This is a genomic window from Enterobacter sp. TCD1-1 (assembly GCF_020567405.1).
GTDB classification, from domain to species: Bacteria; Pseudomonadota; Gammaproteobacteria; order Enterobacterales; family Enterobacteriaceae; genus Enterobacter; species Enterobacter quasiroggenkampii.
In genome coordinates this window covers 2611647-2627743 of the sequence record NZ_JAJCXF010000001.1, presented here as the reverse complement: position 1 = coordinate 2627743, position 16097 = coordinate 2611647, and the positions used below count along the sequence as shown (strand labels likewise).

Here is a 16097-nt window from a genome sequence, read left to right as displayed (position 1 = left end):
ATGCGAATGGCACGTTTGACACGCTCCCGCTGGCTGTGGCTGGCGGGAGCGCTTCTCGTTTTATGGGGGCTGATTGTCGCCGCCGACCGCCTGTGGCCGTTGCCGCTGAAAGAGGTTAACCCTGCCCGGGTGGTGGTGGATGAGAAGGGCACGCCGCTCTGGCGTTTTGCCGATAGCGACGGGATCTGGCGCTATCCGGTGACGATCGAAGAGGTCTCTCCCCGTTATCTTGAGGCGCTGATCCAGTACGAAGATCGCTGGTTCTGGGATCACCCCGGCGTAAACCCGCTTTCTGTCCTGCGCGCCGCCTGGCAGGATCTCAGTTCCGGGAAAGTCATCTCTGGCGGAAGCACGCTCACCATGCAGGTCGCGCGACTGCTGGACCCGCATCCGCGCACCTTCGGCGGTAAAATTCGCCAGCTCTGGCGTGCCATGCAGCTGGAGTGGCATCTTTCCAAACGCGAAATCCTCACGCTCTATCTCAATCGCGCCCCATTTGGCGGTACGCTGCAGGGCGTGGGAGCGGCAAGCTGGACGTATCTGGGCAAGCCGCCGTCGCAGCTCAGCTATTCCGACGCGGCGCTGCTGGCGGTGCTGCCGCAGGCACCGAGTCGTTTACGCCCGGATCGCTGGCCTGAACGGGCCGAAGCGGCGCGCAATAAAGTGCTCGACCGCATGGCGACGCAGGGCGTCTGGTCCGCAAAGCAGGTCAAAGAGTCCCGTGAAGAATCAGTATGGCTGGCGCCCCGGCAGATGCCGCAGCTGGCGCCGCTCTTTGCACGCATGATGCTCGGCAAAAGTCGCGACACGAAAATTGTCACCACGCTGGATGCCGGACTGCAGCGGCAGCTGGAAGAGCTGGCGATGAACTGGAAATCCCGCCTGCCGGCACGCAGCTCGCTGGCGATGATCGTGGTCGATCATACCGATATGAAAGTGCGCGGCTGGGTGGGATCGGTGGATATTAACGATGACACGCGTTTTAGCCATGTGGATATGGTCAATGCGATCCGATCACCGGGATCGGTGTTAAAACCCTTTATCTACGGCATGGCGCTGGATGATGGCCTGATCCATCCCGCCTCGCTGCTTCAGGACGTTCCCAGAAAAACCGGTGATTATCGGCCCGGGAATTTTGACAGCGGGTTTCATGGACCGGTCAGCATGAGTGAAGCGCTGGTACGCTCCCTCAACCTGCCTGCCGTTCAGGTGCTGGAAGCCTACGGACCAAAACGATTTGCCGGGATGCTGAGCAACGCAGGCTTGCCGCTGATCTTGCCTGCGGGGGCGCAGCCGAATCTGTCTCTGATCCTCGGCGGGGCGGGCGCGCGGCTGGCAGATATCGCTGCGGCCTATAGCGCCTTTGCCCGACACGGTAAGGCGGGAAGGCTGCGGTTACAGCCGGGCGATCCGCTGACTGAACGCCCGCTGTTATCGCCAGGCTCGGCGTGGATTATTCGCCGTATTCTGGCCAATGAAGCGCAGCCGCTGCCGGACAATGCGCTACCGCAGATTGCGCCGCTGGCGTGGAAAACCGGCACCAGCTACGGGTACCGTGATGCCTGGGCCATCGGTCTGAATGCCCGTTATGTGATAGGCATCTGGACCGGACGACCGGACGGCACGCCCGTGGCGGGACAGTTTGGGTTTGCCAGCGCGGTTCCGCTGTTAAACCAGGTCAATAATCTGCTTCAGTCACGTTCAACGGTAGACGAAGCCCGCCTGCCGCGCGATCCGCGTCCGGAGAGCGTCGGGCGGGGCGTGATCTGCTGGCCGGGCGGCCAGTCTCTACCGGAAGGCAGTGAAAACTGTCGACGTCGCCTGTCGACCTGGCTGCTGGAAGGGAGTGAGCCGCCCACGCTGCTTCTCCCTGAACAGGAGGGCATACGCGGCATTCGTTTCCCGGTCTGGCTGGATAAAACGGGCAAACGCGTGGCCGCAGATTGCCCGGATGCTACTGAAAAAGTCCTGGATGTCTGGCCGCTGCCGCTGGAGCCGTGGCTGCCTGCAACCGAGCGTCGTGCGGTACGGATTCCGCCTTCATCAAGAATTTGTCCTCCACTCTTGCAGGACGCACCTGCGCCACTCATTCTGACCGGCGTGCGTGAAGGGGCCGTTATTAAACGTCTGCCGGGGGAATCCCGCGTTTCGCTGCCGCTTCAGGCGACCGGCAACAGCGGTGAGCGCTGGTGGTTTTTGAACGGTGAACCGCTGAATGTGAAAGGAAGCGTTTACACATTACAGCTTGATAAGTCGGGCGATTATCAGTTACTCGTTATGGATGAGACCGGGCAGGTCGCGACGGTGAATTTTACGCTTCAGTGACCTGAAAACAGCTTTCTGATGTGAGCTGTTGCTAAAACTCGTCTTATTTTAAAAAAATGTTACCTGAATCCATAGGCAATGGCGCCATTGCTCATTATAATCCGCGCCACACCATACTCAGGTATGCAAAACAACAGAACATTGACAGAGGTTATCATGGCTATTGAACGTACTTTTTCCATCATCAAACCAAACGCGGTGGCAAAAAACGTTATTGGCAGCATCTTCGCTCGCTTTGAATCTGCAGGGTTCAAAATTGTTGGCACCAAAATGCTGCACCTGACCGTTGAGCAGGCGCGCGGCTTCTACGCTGAGCACGAAGGTCGCCCATTCTTTGACGGCCTGGTTGAGTTCATGACCTCCGGTCCAATCGTGGTATCCGTACTGGAAGGCGAAAACGCCGTACAGCGTCACCGCGATCTGCTGGGTGCAACCAACCCGGACAACGCGCTGGCAGGAACTCTGCGCGCTGACTACGCTGACAGCTTCACCGAGAACGGCACCCACGGTTCTGACTCTGTTGAATCTGCTGCACGCGAAATCGCTTTCTTCTTCGCAGAAGGCGAAGTGTGTCCACGTACCCGTTAATTTAACGGTTTCGTTTACACATTATTTTCGTAAATGCCGCGTCCAGACGTGGCATCCCTGCGCCAGACTTTGTACAATGCAACGCCCCGGACGAGCAGACCGCTTTCCGGGGCGTTTCTATTCAACCCTCCATGGGCCATAACGTGTAACAACGAGGCCGGTAAATATTATGTCTGAATTAGTGAATACCTCCGAAGTCGCCATTCCTGCGGTTCCCAATAAAAATGGAAAAATCAACCTGCTGGATCTGAACCGTCAGCAGATGCGCGAGTTCTTTAAAGAGATGGGCGAAAAGCCGTTTCGTGCCGATCAGGTCATGAAGTGGATGTACCATTACTGCAGCGACAATTTTGATGACATGACTGACATCAACAAGGTCCTGCGCAATAAGCTCAAAGAAGTGGCAGAAATCCGTGCACCGGAAGTGGTGGAAGAGCAGCGCTCCGCGGATGGCACCATCAAATGGGCGATTGCGGTCGGCGATCAGCGTGTTGAAACCGTCTACATCCCGGAAGAAGACCGCGCGACGCTGTGCGTCTCCTCCCAGGTTGGCTGTGCGCTGGAGTGCAAATTCTGCTCAACCGCGCAGCAAGGCTTTAACCGTAACCTGCGTGTTTCAGAAATTATCGGCCAGGTCTGGCGTGCTGCGAAAATCGTGGGCGCGGCAAAAGTCACCGGCACGCGCCCTATCACCAACGTGGTGATGATGGGTATGGGTGAACCACTGCTGAACCTGACCAACGTCGTTCCGGCGATGGAAATCATGCTGGATGACTTTGGCTTTGGCCTGTCCAAGCGTCGCGTCACGCTGTCGACCTCAGGCGTTGTGCCTGCGCTGGACAAACTCGGCGACATGATTGACGTCGCGCTGGCGATCTCCCTGCACGCACCAAACGATGAAATTCGTGACGAAATTGTGCCGATCAACAAAAAGTACAATATCGAAACCTTCCTCGCCGCCGTACGTCGCTACCTGGAGAAATCCAACGCCAACCAGGGCCGCGTGACCATCGAGTACGTGATGCTGGACCACGTCAACGACGGCACCGAGCATGCGCATCAGCTGGCTGAACTGCTGAAAGATACGCCGTGCAAAATCAACCTGATCCCATGGAACCCGTTCCCGGGCGCGCCGTATGGCCGTAGTTCGAACAGCCGTATCGACCGTTTCTCCAAGGTGTTGATGGAGTATGGTTTCACCACCATCGTGCGTAAAACGCGTGGTGATGATATTGATGCCGCATGTGGACAGCTGGCAGGTGATGTCATTGACCGTACCAAGCGCACCCTGCGTAAACGCATGCAGGGCGAGACGATCGCGGTTAAAGCTGTTTGATTATTATGCACTCGCGGCGCATTATCTGCGCCGTGAGACATAACCTTACTGAATAATCAGTCAGATTCGTGAAGACTGATCAATAATTACGGTGCGTTTCATCCGACTTTCGGGCAGTATGTAACGACGTAACAACAGTTTAGCCGTACGGGCAGGGCTGTACTGTCATCTCCGGGCTGACAGTCTTATACTCTCTGTTCAAGGTTAACTGACCAGAAGTTTCGCGGTGCGGGTGGCATTGTGACTCACCGGCGCCTGAACCCTTATTTTTCACGTACCAGTAGTTGTAGCGAATGAATACTGAAGCCACTCACGACCAACATGAAGCACTCTCCACTGGCGTTCGTCTTCGCAACGCCCGTGAACAACTCGGACTCAGCCAGCAAGCCGTTGCGGAACGCTTGTGCCTGAAGGTTTCCACGGTTCGCGATATTGAAGAAGATAAGGCGCCTGCCGATCTGGCTTCAACGTTCTTGCGCGGTTATATCCGCTCTTACGCAAAACTGGTGCACATCCCCGAAAACGAATTACTGCCAATGATGGAGAAGCAGGCGCCGGTCCGTGCAGCAAAAGTTGCGCCGATGCAGACCTTCTCCCTGGGGAAACGTCGTAAAAAACGTGATGGCTGGCTGATGAGCTTTACGTGGCTGGTGCTGTTTGTGGTGGTCGGTCTGACCGGTGCATGGTGGTGGCAAAACCACAAGGCGCAGCAGGAAGAGATCACCACCATGGCCGATCAATCCTCCGCCGAACTCAACCAGGCCGGAAATGATAACGCCCAGAGCGTGCCGCTGAATACCGACGGTGCGGCGTCCTCCAGCGAGCCACAGACCGCAGCGCCAGACGCATCGGCGACTGGTGCAGCACAGGCCCCGGCAGCAACGGCTAACACCGCTGCGCCGCAGGCTCAGGATCAAAACGCGGTGGTTGCCCCTTCTCAGGCAAATGTTGATACGGCGGCGAACGCGCCTGCAGCTACTCAGCCTGCAGACAATACCGCAGCGTCTCTGCCAACCAGCCCGGCGGGTACGGCGACACCCGCAGCCGATCCTAACGCGCTGGTCATGAACTTCAGCGCCGACTGCTGGCTGGAAGTGACTGACGCGACAGGTAAAAAACTGTTCAGCGGCCTGCAGCGCAAAGATGGCACGTTAAACCTAACAGGCCAGGCTCCTTATAAACTTAAAATCGGCGCTCCGGCAGCGGTACAGATCCAGTATCAAGGAAAACCTGTCGACCTGAGCCGCTTTATCAGAACTAACCAGGTTGCACGTCTTACCGTTAATGCCGAACAATCAGCAGCACAGTAACAGACGGGCAACGCGGGAGATTTTTCATGCATAACCAGGCTCCGATTCAACGTAGAAAATCGAAACGGATTTACGTTGGGAATGTGCCAATCGGCGATGGGGCACCTATCGCCGTTCAGTCGATGACCAATACGCGCACCACCGATGTGGAAGCGACGGTCAATCAAATCAAAGCATTAGAACGTGTAGGCGCGGACATTGTTCGCGTCTCCGTCCCGACCATGGATGCCGCTGAGGCGTTCAAACTGATCAAACAGCAGGTCAGCGTTCCGCTGGTGGCGGATATTCACTTCGACTACCGCATCGCACTGAAAGTGGCCGAATACGGCGTCGATTGCCTGCGTATTAACCCGGGCAACATCGGTAACGAAGAGCGTATCCGCATGGTCGTGGACTGCGCCCGCGATAAAAATATTCCTATCCGTATCGGCGTTAACGCCGGTTCGCTGGAAAAAGATCTGCAGGAAAAATACGGTGAGCCTACCCCACAGGCGCTGCTCGAATCCGCGATGCGTCACGTCGATCATCTCGATCGTCTCAACTTCGATCAGTTCAAAGTCAGCGTAAAAGCCTCCGACGTGTTCCTTGCCGTAGAATCTTACCGCCTGCTGGCAAAGCAGATCGACCAGCCTCTGCACCTCGGGATCACCGAAGCGGGCGGCCTGCGCAGCGGCTCGGTAAAATCCGCGATCGGTCTGGGGCTGCTGCTCTCTGAAGGGATCGGTGACACCCTGCGCGTCTCGCTGGCGGCCGATCCGGTCGAAGAGATCAAGGTCGGTTTCGATATCCTGAAGTCGCTGCGTATTCGCGCGCGTGGGATCAACTTCATTGCCTGCCCAACCTGTTCGCGTCAGGAGTTTGATGTGATCGGGACGGTGAATGCCCTGGAGCAACGTCTGGAAGACATTATCACCCCGATGGACGTCTCCATCATCGGCTGCGTGGTGAACGGTCCGGGTGAAGCACTGGTGTCAACCCTGGGCGTGACCGGCGGTAACAAGAAAAGTGGTCTCTATGAAGATGGCGTTCGTAAAGATCGTCTAGATAATAGCGACATGATCGACCAGCTTGAAGCCCGCATCCGTGCGAAAGCCGCCATGATGGACGAGACACAGCGTATTAACGTTCAGCAGGTTGAAAAATAACGTGATGGGAAGCCGCGAGCTTCCCATGTATGATTGAACCCATTCTTTGGGTTTTTTTTGTATATAGAAAGAGAATAAACGTGGCAAAAAACATTCAAGCCATCCGCGGCATGAACGATTATCTGCCTGGCGAAACCGCCATCTGGCAGCGCATTGAAGGCACGCTGAAGCAGGTGCTCGGCAGCTACGGTTACAGCGAAATCCGTTTGCCGATTGTAGAGCAGACCCCGTTATTCAAACGCGCGATTGGTGAAGTTACCGACGTGGTTGAAAAAGAGATGTACACCTTTGAGGACCGCAACGGCGACAGCCTGACCCTGCGTCCGGAAGGTACGGCGGGCTGCGTACGCGCCGGCATCGAACATGGTCTTCTGTACAATCAGGAGCAGCGCCTGTGGTATATCGGCCCGATGTTCCGCCACGAACGTCCTCAGAAAGGGCGTTATCGCCAGTTCAATCAGCTGGGTGTGGAAGTCTTCGGCCTGCAGGGCCCGGACATCGACGCTGAACTGATTATGCTGACCGCCCGCTGGTGGCGTGCGCTCGGTATTGCCGATCACGTTTCCCTCGAGCTGAACTCTATCGGTTCTCTGGAAGCGCGCGCTAACTACCGCGATGCGCTGGTGGCGTTCCTGGAACAGCATAAAGAGAAGCTGGACGAAGACTGCAAACGTCGCATGTACAGCAACCCGCTGCGCGTTCTGGATTCCAAAAACGCAGATGTTCAGGCACTGCTGAACGATGCGCCTGCGCTGGGTGATTATCTGGATGAAGAATCTCGCGAACACTTCGCGGGCCTGTGTAAGCTGCTTGAAGCGGCTGGCATCGCCTACACCGTAAACCAGCGCCTGGTACGCGGTCTGGACTACTACAACCGTACCGTGTTTGAGTGGGTGACCACGAGCCTCGGCTCTCAGGGCACCGTGTGCGCGGGCGGTCGTTATGACGGTCTGGTTGAGCAACTTGGCGGTCGCGCAGCACCTGCTGTAGGCTTCGCGATGGGTCTTGAGCGACTTGTTTTGCTGGTTCAGGCAGTTAATCCGGAATTTAAAGCAGATTCCGTTGTCGATATATACCTGGTGGCCTCAGGCGCGGAAACGCAGTCTGCGGCAATGCAGCTTGCCGAACGCGTGCGCGATGCGCTGCCGGGCGTTAAGCTGATGACCAACCATGGCGGCGGCAACTTCAAAAAACAGTTTGCTCGTGCCGATAAGTGGGGCGCAAGTATCGCACTGGTGCTGGGTGAGTCCGAAGTGGCCAACGGCGAAGTGGTGGTGAAAGACCTGCGCTCTGGTGAGCAGACAACGGTAACGCAGGACGGCGTTGCGGCGCACTTGCGCACTCTATTGGGCTAAGGAGAAGGACTGCGTGGAAATTTACGAGAACGAACACGATCAGGTCGACGCGATTAAACGCTTCTTTGCTGAAAACGGCAAAGCGCTGGTTGTTGGGGTTATTTTAGGTGTCGGTGCGCTGGTAGGCTGGCGTTACTGGAACAATCATCAGGCGGATTCCGCGCGCGGCGCGTCCCTGTCCTATGAAAATACCGTGAGCGCAATTCGTGCCGATCAGCCGCAAACGCTGACGGCGGCAGAAAAATTTGCGGCTGACAACAAAAACACCTACGGTGCACTGGCTGCGCTGGAAGTGGCTCAGCAGTACGTTGATAAGAACGAACTGGATAAAGCCGTAGCACAGCTGTCTCAGGGCCTTGCTGCCGCCAGTGATGAAAACCTGAAAGCGGTGATCAATCTGCGCCTGGCACGTATTCAGGTTCAGCAGAAGAAAGCTGACGATGCGCTGAAAACGCTCGATACCATCAAAGGCGAAGGCTTTGCTGCCATCGTTGCCGATCTGCGCGGTGAAGCACTGCTGAGCAAAGGTGACAAAGCGGGCGCGCGTAAAGCGTGGCAAGCTGGCGTAGAGAGCAATGCTTCACCTGCGCTGAGCGAAATGATGCAGATGAAAATAAATAATTTGTCCGTCTGAGAGGGACCCGATGCAATTGCGTAAATTACTTCTGCCAGGACTGCTTTCTGTTACGTTATTGAGTGGTTGTTCACTGTTCAGTGGCGAAGAAGACGTTGTGAAAATGTCCCCACTGCCGACGGTTGAAAACCAGTTTACCCCATCCACCGCGTGGGATGTCTCCGTGGGCAATGGGATTGGTGATTTCTATTCCAACCTTCATCCAGCGTATGCAGACAGCGTTGTCTATGCGGCTGACCGCAAAGGTACCGTGAAAGCGGTGAACGCGGATGACGGAAAAGAAGTGTGGTCCGTTAACCTGGCGGAAAAAGACGGCTGGTTCTCCCGTAAGCCGGCACTGCTGTCTGGCGGCCTGACCGTTGCCGGTGGCCACGTCTACGTGGGCAGCGAAAAAGCGCAGGTTTATGCCCTGAACAGCAGCGACGGCTCCATTGCCTGGCAAACAACCGTGGCGGGTGAATCCCTGTCGCGTCCGGTAGTGAGCGACGGCCTGGTGCTGATTCATACCAGCAACGGCCAGCTGCAGGCGCTGAACGAAGCGGACGGTCTGGTGAAATGGACCGTTAACCTGGATATGCCTGCGCTCTCTCTGCGCGGCGAATCTGCCCCGGCTACCGCATTTGGTGCTGCCATTGTCGGCGGTGACAACGGTCGCGTGAGCGCCGTGCTGATGCAGCAGGGCCAGATGATCTGGCAGCAGCGTATCTCTCAGGCCACAGGCTCAACGGAAATTGACCGTCTGAGCGACGTGGACACAACGCCGGTCATCGTTAACGGTGTGGTTTACGCGCTGGCCTACAACGGCAACCTGACCGCGCTGGATCTGCGCAGCGGCCAGATCATGTGGAAACGTGAGCTGGGCTCGGTAAATGATTTCATCGTTGAGGGTAACCGCATCTATATGGTTGACCAGAACGACCGTCTGCTGGCCCTGAGTACCGAAGGCGGCGTGACGCTGTGGACGCAAAGCGACCTGCTGCACCGTCTGCTGACTGCGCCAGCGCTGTACAACGGTAGCCTGGTTGTGGGCGACAGCGAAGGGTATATGCACTGGATCGATCCGGATAACGGCCGCTTTGTTGCGCAGCAAAAAGTCGACAGCTCCGGTTTCCTGACCGACCCGGTTGTGGCCGACGGCAAACTGCTGATTCAGGCAAAAGACGGCACGCTGTACGCGATCACGCGTTAATTACCCGGCGGTTGTAGTATACTAAACGGCTCCTGTTCACTCAGGAGCCGTTTTGACATTTTTAAAAACGCCGCGAAAGCGACGTTATTTTGAATTTTATGAGGCTTCAAACATGGTACCTGTGGTCGCGCTTGTCGGGCGCCCTAACGTTGGAAAATCCACTCTTTTTAACCGTTTAACACGCACCCGTGATGCGCTGGTTGCGGATTTCCCGGGGCTGACGCGTGACCGTAAGTACGGTCGTGCAGAGGTGGAAGGACGCGAGTTCATCTGTATTGATACCGGTGGTATTGACGGCACAGAAGACGGCGTGGAAACCCGCATGGCGGAACAGTCGCTGCTGGCGATTGAAGAAGCGGACGTGGTGCTGTTTATGGTGGATGCACGCGCTGGCCTGATGCCGGCGGACTCCGCTATCGCTAAACACCTGCGTTCACGCGAAAAACCAACCTTCCTGGTGGCGAACAAAACCGACGGCATCGATGCCGATCAGGCCATCGCGGATTTCTGGTCTCTGGGCCTGGGTGAAATCTACCCTATCGCGGCATCGCATGGCCGTGGCGTTACCAGCCTGCTGGAAACCGTTCTGCTGCCGTGGGTTGACGAAGTGAACCCGCCGGAAGAGGTGGACGAAGACGCTGAATACTGGGCGCAGTTTGAAGACGGAGAAGAGGGCGAAGAAGAAGAGCCTGAGGACGACTTCAACCCGCAGGATCTGCCGATCAAGCTGGCTATCGTGGGCCGTCCAAACGTAGGTAAGTCTACACTTACTAACCGTATTCTGGGTGAAGAGCGCGTGGTCGTTTACGACATGCCAGGCACCACCCGCGACAGTATCTACATCCCGATGCAGCGCGATGAGCGTGAGTATGTCCTCATCGACACTGCCGGGGTGCGTAAGCGCGGGAAAATCACCGATGTGGTGGAAAAATTCTCCGTTATCAAAACCCTGCAGGCGATCGAAGATGCCAACGTCGTGCTGCTCGTCATCGACGCACGCGAAGGGATCTCCGATCAGGACCTCTCTCTGCTCGGCTTTATCCTCAATAGTGGGCGCTCACTGGTTATCGTGGTCAACAAATGGGATGGCCTGAGCAACGAGGTTCGTGAGCAGGTGAAAGAGACCCTCGACTTCCGTCTGGGCTTTATCGACTTTGCTCGCGTACACTTCATCTCTGCGCTACACGGCAGCGGCGTGGGTAACCTGTTCGAATCCGTGCGCGAAGCTTACGACAGCTCCACCCGTCGTCAGAGCACCGCCATGCTGACCCGTATCATGAATATGGCTGCGGAAGACCATCAGCCGCCGCTGGTGCGCGGTCGTCGCGTGAAGCTGAAATACGCCCACGCCGGTGGTTATAACCCGCCAATCGTGGTGATTCACGGCAACCAGGTGAAAGACCTGCCGGATTCCTACAAGCGCTACCTGATGAACTACTTCCGTAAATCGCTGGACGTGATGGGCACGCCTATCCGTATCCAGTTCAAGGAAGGGGAAAACCCGTTTGCCAACAAGCGCAACACCCTGACGCCAAACCAGATGCGTAAGCGTAAGCGCCTGATTAAGCACATTAAGAAAAGCAAATAAGCTTTGCTGCTCTCACGAAAGCCCGCGATGATCGCGGGCTTTTTTTTGCCCAATCATACCGCCGGTTTTCCCTGTGTGAAGTCAATCACTATTCACTTTTAACCATGTTTAAATCTAAGAAAGTAGACAATCGTCGAATTTTCATCTTAAAGTCCAGGGTCCGGTACTAGACAAAACTAGCGCCTGGTTATCAAATGGTTAACTAACTTTTCGCCGCATGTAAAAAATCGGCCAGATACGTAACTGGCCGGCGTACCTGCTGGTGTTTACAAGCACGACGACATACCTTTCGGGAGAATTATGCAATCCTCTGTTAATCAAAAAGAAAGCCGAACGTTCTTCGGCCATCCTTATCCGCTCGGTTCCCTGTTCTTCACCGAGATGTGGGAGCGTTTCTCGTTTTACGGCATTCGTCCGTTACTGATCCTGTTTATGGCCGCCACCGTCTATGACGGCGGGATGGGTCTGGCGCGTGAAAACGCCTCGGCGATTGTCGGTATCTTTGCCGGTACCATGTACCTGGCTGCGCTGCCGGGCGGCTGGCTGGCGGATAACTGGCTCGGTCAGCAGAGAGCCGTCTGGTACGGTTCGATCCTGATTGCGCTCGGTCACCTGTCGATTGCGCTCTCGGCGGTGATGGGCAACAACCTGTTCTTTATCGGCCTGATGTTCATCGTGCTCGGCTCCGGGCTGTTCAAGACCTGTATTTCAGTCATGGTCGGTACCCTGTATAAAAAAGGCGACGCGCGTCGCGACGGCGGTTTCTCGCTGTTCTATATGGGTATCAACATGGGCTCGTTCATCGCGCCGCTGATTTCCGGCTGGCTGATTAAAACCCACGGCTGGCACTGGGGCTTTGGCATTGGCGGTATCGGGATGCTGGTGGCGCTGATTATCTTCCGCGTGTTTGCCGTTCCGGCCATGAAACGCTATGACGGCGAAGTCGGCCTCGACTCCACCTGGAACAGCCCGGTGGTGAAGCGTAACGGCGTGGGCGTTTGGCTGCTGGCGCTGGCGGCAGGCGTGGCAACGCTCGTGACGCTGATTGCGCAGGGCGTGATTGTGATTAACCCGGTCGCGGTAGCCAGCGTGCTGGTCTACGTGATTGCGGCGTCCGTGGCCCTCTACTTTATCTATCTGTTTGTCTTTGCGGGCCTGAACCGTAAAGAGCGCGCCAGACTGCTGGTCTGCTTTATTCTGCTGATCTCCGCGGCGTTCTTCTGGTCCGCGTTTGAACAGAAGCCAACCTCGTTCAACCTGTTTGCCAACGACTACACTAACCGCATGATCGGCGATTTCGAAATCCCGGCGGTGTGGTTCCAGTCAATCAACGCCCTGTTCATCATCCTGCTGGCACCGGTATTCAGCTGGGCGTGGCCGAAGCTGGCGAGCATGAACATTCGCCCGAGCAGCATCACCAAGTTTGTTATCGGTATTCTGTGTGCCGCAGCGGGCTTTGGCCTGATGATGCTGGCGGCACAGAACGTGCTGAGCAGCGGTGGGGCGGGCGTATCGCCGTTCTGGCTGGTGGGCAGCATCCTGATGCTGACGCTCGGCGAACTGTGTCTCAGCCCGATTGGCCTGGCGACCATGACGCTGCTGGCGCCGGAGAGAATGCGCGGTCAGATGATGGGGCTGTGGTTCTGTGCCAGCGCGCTGGGTAACCTGGCGGCGGGTCTGATTGGCGGCCACGTGAAGGCCGACCAGCTGGATATGCTACCGGATCTCTTTGCGCGCTGCTCCGTCGCGCTGCTGATTTGTGCCGCGGTACTGATCGTCCTCATTGTTCCGGTACGCCGCATGCTGGAAAATGCGCAGACTAAACCGGCAGCTAACGCCTCATAAACCTCGGGCTTGCCGGGGCGGCGTTATGCCCCGGCAATTTACTCAACGAGGTAAGAACATGCTTTTAGGGTTTGTTGGTCTTGGCGCAGTCGTTGAAACAGCTTACCTGCCCGCAATACGAAAATGCTTTGATAATCTCCCGCACTGTTTAGGCTTTGATATCCAGCCCGTAAAACAGCCGGAGGGGGTAACGCGCTGTGCCACACTGGCTGAACTCCTCTCCCGGCCGCTTGATACCCTGTTTATTACCACGGCGTCGCTCCACCATCTTGAGGTGCTTGAACACGCTCTCGCCTCATCGGTTTCCCGCATCGTGGTTGAAAAACCGATCGTTGCCACGCTTGCCCAAATCGCAAAGCTCAACGCGCTGCTGGCAAACCCCGACGTTGCACCCCGCGTGCTGGCGCTCGATCACTGGATGGCGCGCCTCGAAACGGTGAAGCGGTCGCTGGTGGGTACTGTCTCTGAGATCGTCAAAATCGACGGCTTTTTGCAGGAGCCGAGCGGAGTTAACGCCGCAGGGGAGCCCATCGCGCTTAACTTTGCTACCGGCGAACCGGACACCCGTAAGCTTCGCCACCCGGATGGCGTGATTCTGGATATCGGCACGCACGTGCTGGCGATGCTGCGCGAAACGCTGCGTTATCTGGACGGGAATGATGAGATGACGTTGCAGGTGGTGACGGCTAAAGACCGCCTGGGCCGCGCTATTGCCAAAGGCGACCTGACCACGGCGGAGGGCGAGGCGCATCTGCAGGGCCGCATCAGCGGCGTGCCGGTGGATCTCTGGCTTAATAAATATGCGGGACCCGCTGGCGGGCAAAAAGGCTTACGGCTCTGGTTACGCGACGGGCGGACCATCAGTTACGACCGGCACGGCGCTGAAGATGTGCTGGAGATGATCGATGGCGACACGCGCCAATGCTGGACAATTCCCGGCTCGATCTACGAGCACTGTCTTACCGGACACATTCTGGGCACCAACAGCCTGTTTGAACGGGATCCGCACGAGGTGAGCCGCACGACGCGTCGCCGAATCGAGGAAGTTGAGCTGCTGCTGACCTTGCAGCAACAGCTGCGTGGCCCGCACTGAACGCAACGTGGTAAAATTATTGCAGACCAGAATGCTTTAAGGAGTCACCATGACGATTACCTGCCCGGATTGCCAGGCACCGCTTGAGCCCCTGAACGGGGTGGCACACTGCGAGAGCTGTAATAAGGATATTGCGCTTGAAGCCCGCTGCCCGGAGTGCCATCAGCCACTCCAGGTCTTAAAAGCCTGCGGGGCGGTGGACTACTTCTGCCAGAACGGCCACGGTCTTATCTCTAAAAAACGCGTGGAGTTTGTTCGGGCCGAAGGTTAATCGCACACGCAGCCTTCGCCTTTCTTCCACAGCTCGACCAGCGACTCGGGCGCTTCCTGCTCCGGTACCAGCACGATGATATCGGCGTAGTGCGCCTGATTTTGCCCGGTCCAGATAATCTGGATGCGGAAATAGCGCTGGTCGCCGCTGCCGGGTGACGAGGCCTGTCCCGGCGGCTGACCGCGCGGAAAGGCCTGCTCCAGGATGCTTATCAGACGCTGGCGCTGGGCCTCATTGAGCGAGGAGAGCGCGATGGTGCGCTGGCCGCTCAGCTTGGGAATATAGGCGACGCCGCCTTCCCGGGCCAGCTCAACCACGGCGTCATCCGTCAGTTCCGGAACCTGCATTTACAACACTCCCACCTGTTCCCAGGCTTGTTTAATGGCCGCCCCAACGTCGCCGCCGGAGCGTTTCTCTCCGTGCGCGATCGTCAGTTTTGCGAAGGCCTCAAAATCTGCATCCTGCGCCAGATTGCGATCGCAAACCGTGTCGTACCAGGCATAACCCGCTTTTTCCCAGGCGTAGCCGCCGATCGCCGTCGCGGCCAGATAAAATGCCCGGTTGGGGATGCCGGAGTTCAGATGTACGCCGCCGTTATCCTCACGCGTTTTGATGAAATCCTTCATATGTGCAGGCTGCGGGTCTTTGCCGAGCAGCGGATCGTTGTAGGCGGTGCCCGGTTCAGACATCGAGCGCAGCCCTTTGCCGTTGATGCCTTTTGCCAGTAATCCCTCACCAATCAGCCAGTCCGCTTTATCAGCGGTTTGCTTCAGATGGTACTGCTTCACCAGTGAGCCAAACACGTCCGACAGCGACTCGTTCAGCGCGCCGGACTGCTCAAAGTAGATAAGCCCGGCTTCGGTCTCGGTCACGCCGTGGCTCAGCTCATGCGCCACGACATCTATGGCGATGGTGAAGCGGTTAAATATTTCCCCGTCGCCGTCGCCAAAAACCATCTGCTGACCGTTCCAGAAGGCGTTCTGATATTCCCGGCCATAGTGAACGGTACCGGTTAAAATAAGCCCTTTGTTATCGAGCGAATCGCGCTGATATTCCTTCCAGAAGAAATCATGGGTAATACCCAAATACTCGTAGGCTTCGTCTACTGCCACATCGCCGTTCGACGGCTGACCTTCATAACGCACCTGCGTACCCGGTAGCTCCTGAGTTTGCTTCGCGTCGTAGATATCCCGCTCCAGCTGCCCGGCTTTATTCACGTGCGGCGCGGCGGGTTTGCCCGGCATATGGGCCATCAGCGTCTGGACGTGGGTTAAGGTCTGGCGGGCACAGCGCTGCTGCGGTTCGGAACCGCTTTCGATAATACGACGAAGAATATACGGGGGGATCACGCTATAAAGATGGAACATGCTGCTCTCCTTATTAAAAAAGGGAATAGCAGCAGTATAGTAAGTAACCGG

14 protein-coding genes are annotated in these 16097 nt (G+C 56.8%); 12 read left to right on the top strand and 2 right to left on the bottom strand.

The features are described from left to right. The 12 genes from pbpC to LJA86_RS12455 all read left to right on the top strand — a co-directional run bounded on the left by pbpC (position 1) and on the right by LJA86_RS12455 (position 14679). Positions 1-2325 (top strand): peptidoglycan glycosyltransferase PbpC, encoded by a 2325-nt coding sequence (gene pbpC, locus LJA86_RS12510; RefSeq protein ID WP_229226236.1) that lies wholly within the window; start codon positions 1-3, stop codon positions 2323-2325. Positions 2326-2481: 156 nt separating this feature from the next. Further along, entirely contained in the window at positions 2482-2913 is a 432-nt protein-coding gene (gene ndk, locus LJA86_RS12505) for a nucleoside-diphosphate kinase (RefSeq protein WP_003860625.1), read from the top strand. Between the two features lie 169 nt (positions 2914-3082). Continuing rightward, complete coding sequence (locus LJA86_RS12500; protein WP_014171168.1) at positions 3083-4249, top strand: bifunctional tRNA (adenosine(37)-C2)-methyltransferase TrmG/ribosomal RNA large subunit methyltransferase RlmN; 1167 nt, start codon at positions 3083-3085, stop codon at positions 4247-4249. A gap of 293 nt (positions 4250-4542) precedes the next feature. Next, a complete protein-coding gene (rodZ, locus tag LJA86_RS12495; protein WP_223539389.1) occupies positions 4543-5559 on the top strand; it encodes a cytoskeleton protein RodZ in 1017 nt (338 codons plus the stop codon). A gap of 26 nt (positions 5560-5585) precedes the next feature. Further along, a complete protein-coding gene (gene ispG / locus LJA86_RS12490) occupies positions 5586-6704 on the top strand; it encodes a flavodoxin-dependent (E)-4-hydroxy-3-methylbut-2-enyl-diphosphate synthase (protein WP_008502138.1) in 1119 nt (372 codons plus the stop codon). Between the two features lie 80 nt (positions 6705-6784). Beyond that, positions 6785-8059: a histidine--tRNA ligase gene (gene hisS, locus LJA86_RS12485; RefSeq protein WP_032622984.1), complete on the top strand. Its 1275-nt coding sequence runs from the start codon at positions 6785-6787 to the stop codon at positions 8057-8059. A 13-nt stretch (positions 8060-8072) separates the two neighbouring features. Continuing rightward, positions 8073-8693, top strand: coding sequence for a YfgM family protein (locus LJA86_RS12480; RefSeq protein ID WP_008502136.1), 621 nt, complete (start codon positions 8073-8075; stop codon positions 8691-8693). A gap of 10 nt (positions 8694-8703) precedes the next feature. Beyond that, a complete protein-coding gene (gene bamB / locus LJA86_RS12475) occupies positions 8704-9882 on the top strand; it encodes an outer membrane protein assembly factor BamB (protein WP_008502135.1) in 1179 nt (392 codons plus the stop codon). 112 nt (positions 9883-9994) lie between these two features. Continuing rightward, a complete protein-coding gene (gene der / locus LJA86_RS12470) occupies positions 9995-11470 on the top strand; it encodes a ribosome biogenesis GTPase Der (protein ID WP_024908655.1) in 1476 nt (491 codons plus the stop codon). 300 nt (positions 11471-11770) lie between these two features. After that, positions 11771-13315 carry a peptide MFS transporter gene (locus LJA86_RS12465; RefSeq protein ID WP_111967887.1) on the top strand — a complete coding sequence of 515 codons (1545 nt, stop codon included), beginning with the start codon at positions 11771-11773 and terminating at the stop codon, positions 13313-13315. 58 nt (positions 13316-13373) lie between these two features. Continuing rightward, entirely contained in the window at positions 13374-14408 is a 1035-nt protein-coding gene (locus LJA86_RS12460; RefSeq protein ID WP_229226235.1) for a Gfo/Idh/MocA family oxidoreductase, read from the top strand. A gap of 49 nt (positions 14409-14457) precedes the next feature. Then, positions 14458-14679 carry a zinc ribbon domain-containing protein gene (locus LJA86_RS12455; protein ID WP_023294288.1) on the top strand — a complete coding sequence of 74 codons (222 nt, stop codon included), beginning with the start codon at positions 14458-14460 and terminating at the stop codon, positions 14677-14679. Here LJA86_RS12455 and LJA86_RS12450 read toward each other — a convergent pair. Next, positions 14676-15026, bottom strand: a complete 351-nt coding sequence (locus LJA86_RS12450; RefSeq protein WP_048226224.1) for a protealysin inhibitor emfourin — start codon at positions 15024-15026, stop codon at positions 14676-14678. The two genes, LJA86_RS12455 and LJA86_RS12450, sit on opposite strands and share 4 nt — an antisense overlap. After that, positions 15027-16046 (bottom strand): M4 family metallopeptidase, encoded by a 1020-nt coding sequence (locus LJA86_RS12445; protein ID WP_045908560.1) that lies wholly within the window; start codon positions 16044-16046, stop codon positions 15027-15029. Positions 16047-16097: the final 51 nt, after the last annotated feature.

Bases quoted from the DNA above. Each gene is read 5' to 3' on its own strand.
- LJA86_RS12460 (WP_229226235.1), top strand. From the start codon at position 13,374: ATGCTTTTAGGGTTTGTTGGTCTTGGCGCAGTCGTTGAAACAGCTTAC.
- LJA86_RS12465 (WP_111967887.1), top strand. From the start codon at position 11,771: ATGCAATCCTCTGTTAATCAAAAAGAAAGCCGAACGTTCTTCGGCCAT.
- ndk (WP_003860625.1), top strand. From the start codon at position 2,482: ATGGCTATTGAACGTACTTTTTCCATCATCAAACCAAACGCGGTGGCA.
- der (WP_024908655.1), top strand. From the start codon at position 9,995: ATGGTACCTGTGGTCGCGCTTGTCGGGCGCCCTAACGTTGGAAAATCC.
- LJA86_RS12500 (WP_014171168.1), top strand. From the start codon at position 3,083: ATGTCTGAATTAGTGAATACCTCCGAAGTCGCCATTCCTGCGGTTCCC.
- bamB (WP_008502135.1), top strand. From the start codon at position 8,704: ATGCAATTGCGTAAATTACTTCTGCCAGGACTGCTTTCTGTTACGTTA.
- LJA86_RS12450 (WP_048226224.1), bottom strand. From the start codon at position 15,026: ATGCAGGTTCCGGAACTGACGGATGACGCCGTGGTTGAGCTGGCCCGG.
- LJA86_RS12445 (WP_045908560.1), bottom strand. From the start codon at position 16,046: ATGTTCCATCTTTATAGCGTGATCCCCCCGTATATTCTTCGTCGTATT.
- LJA86_RS12455 (WP_023294288.1), top strand. From the start codon at position 14,458: ATGACGATTACCTGCCCGGATTGCCAGGCACCGCTTGAGCCCCTGAAC.
- pbpC (WP_229226236.1), top strand. From the start codon at position 1: ATGCGAATGGCACGTTTGACACGCTCCCGCTGGCTGTGGCTGGCGGGA.
- rodZ (WP_223539389.1), top strand. From the start codon at position 4,543: ATGAATACTGAAGCCACTCACGACCAACATGAAGCACTCTCCACTGGC.
- ispG (WP_008502138.1), top strand. From the start codon at position 5,586: ATGCATAACCAGGCTCCGATTCAACGTAGAAAATCGAAACGGATTTAC.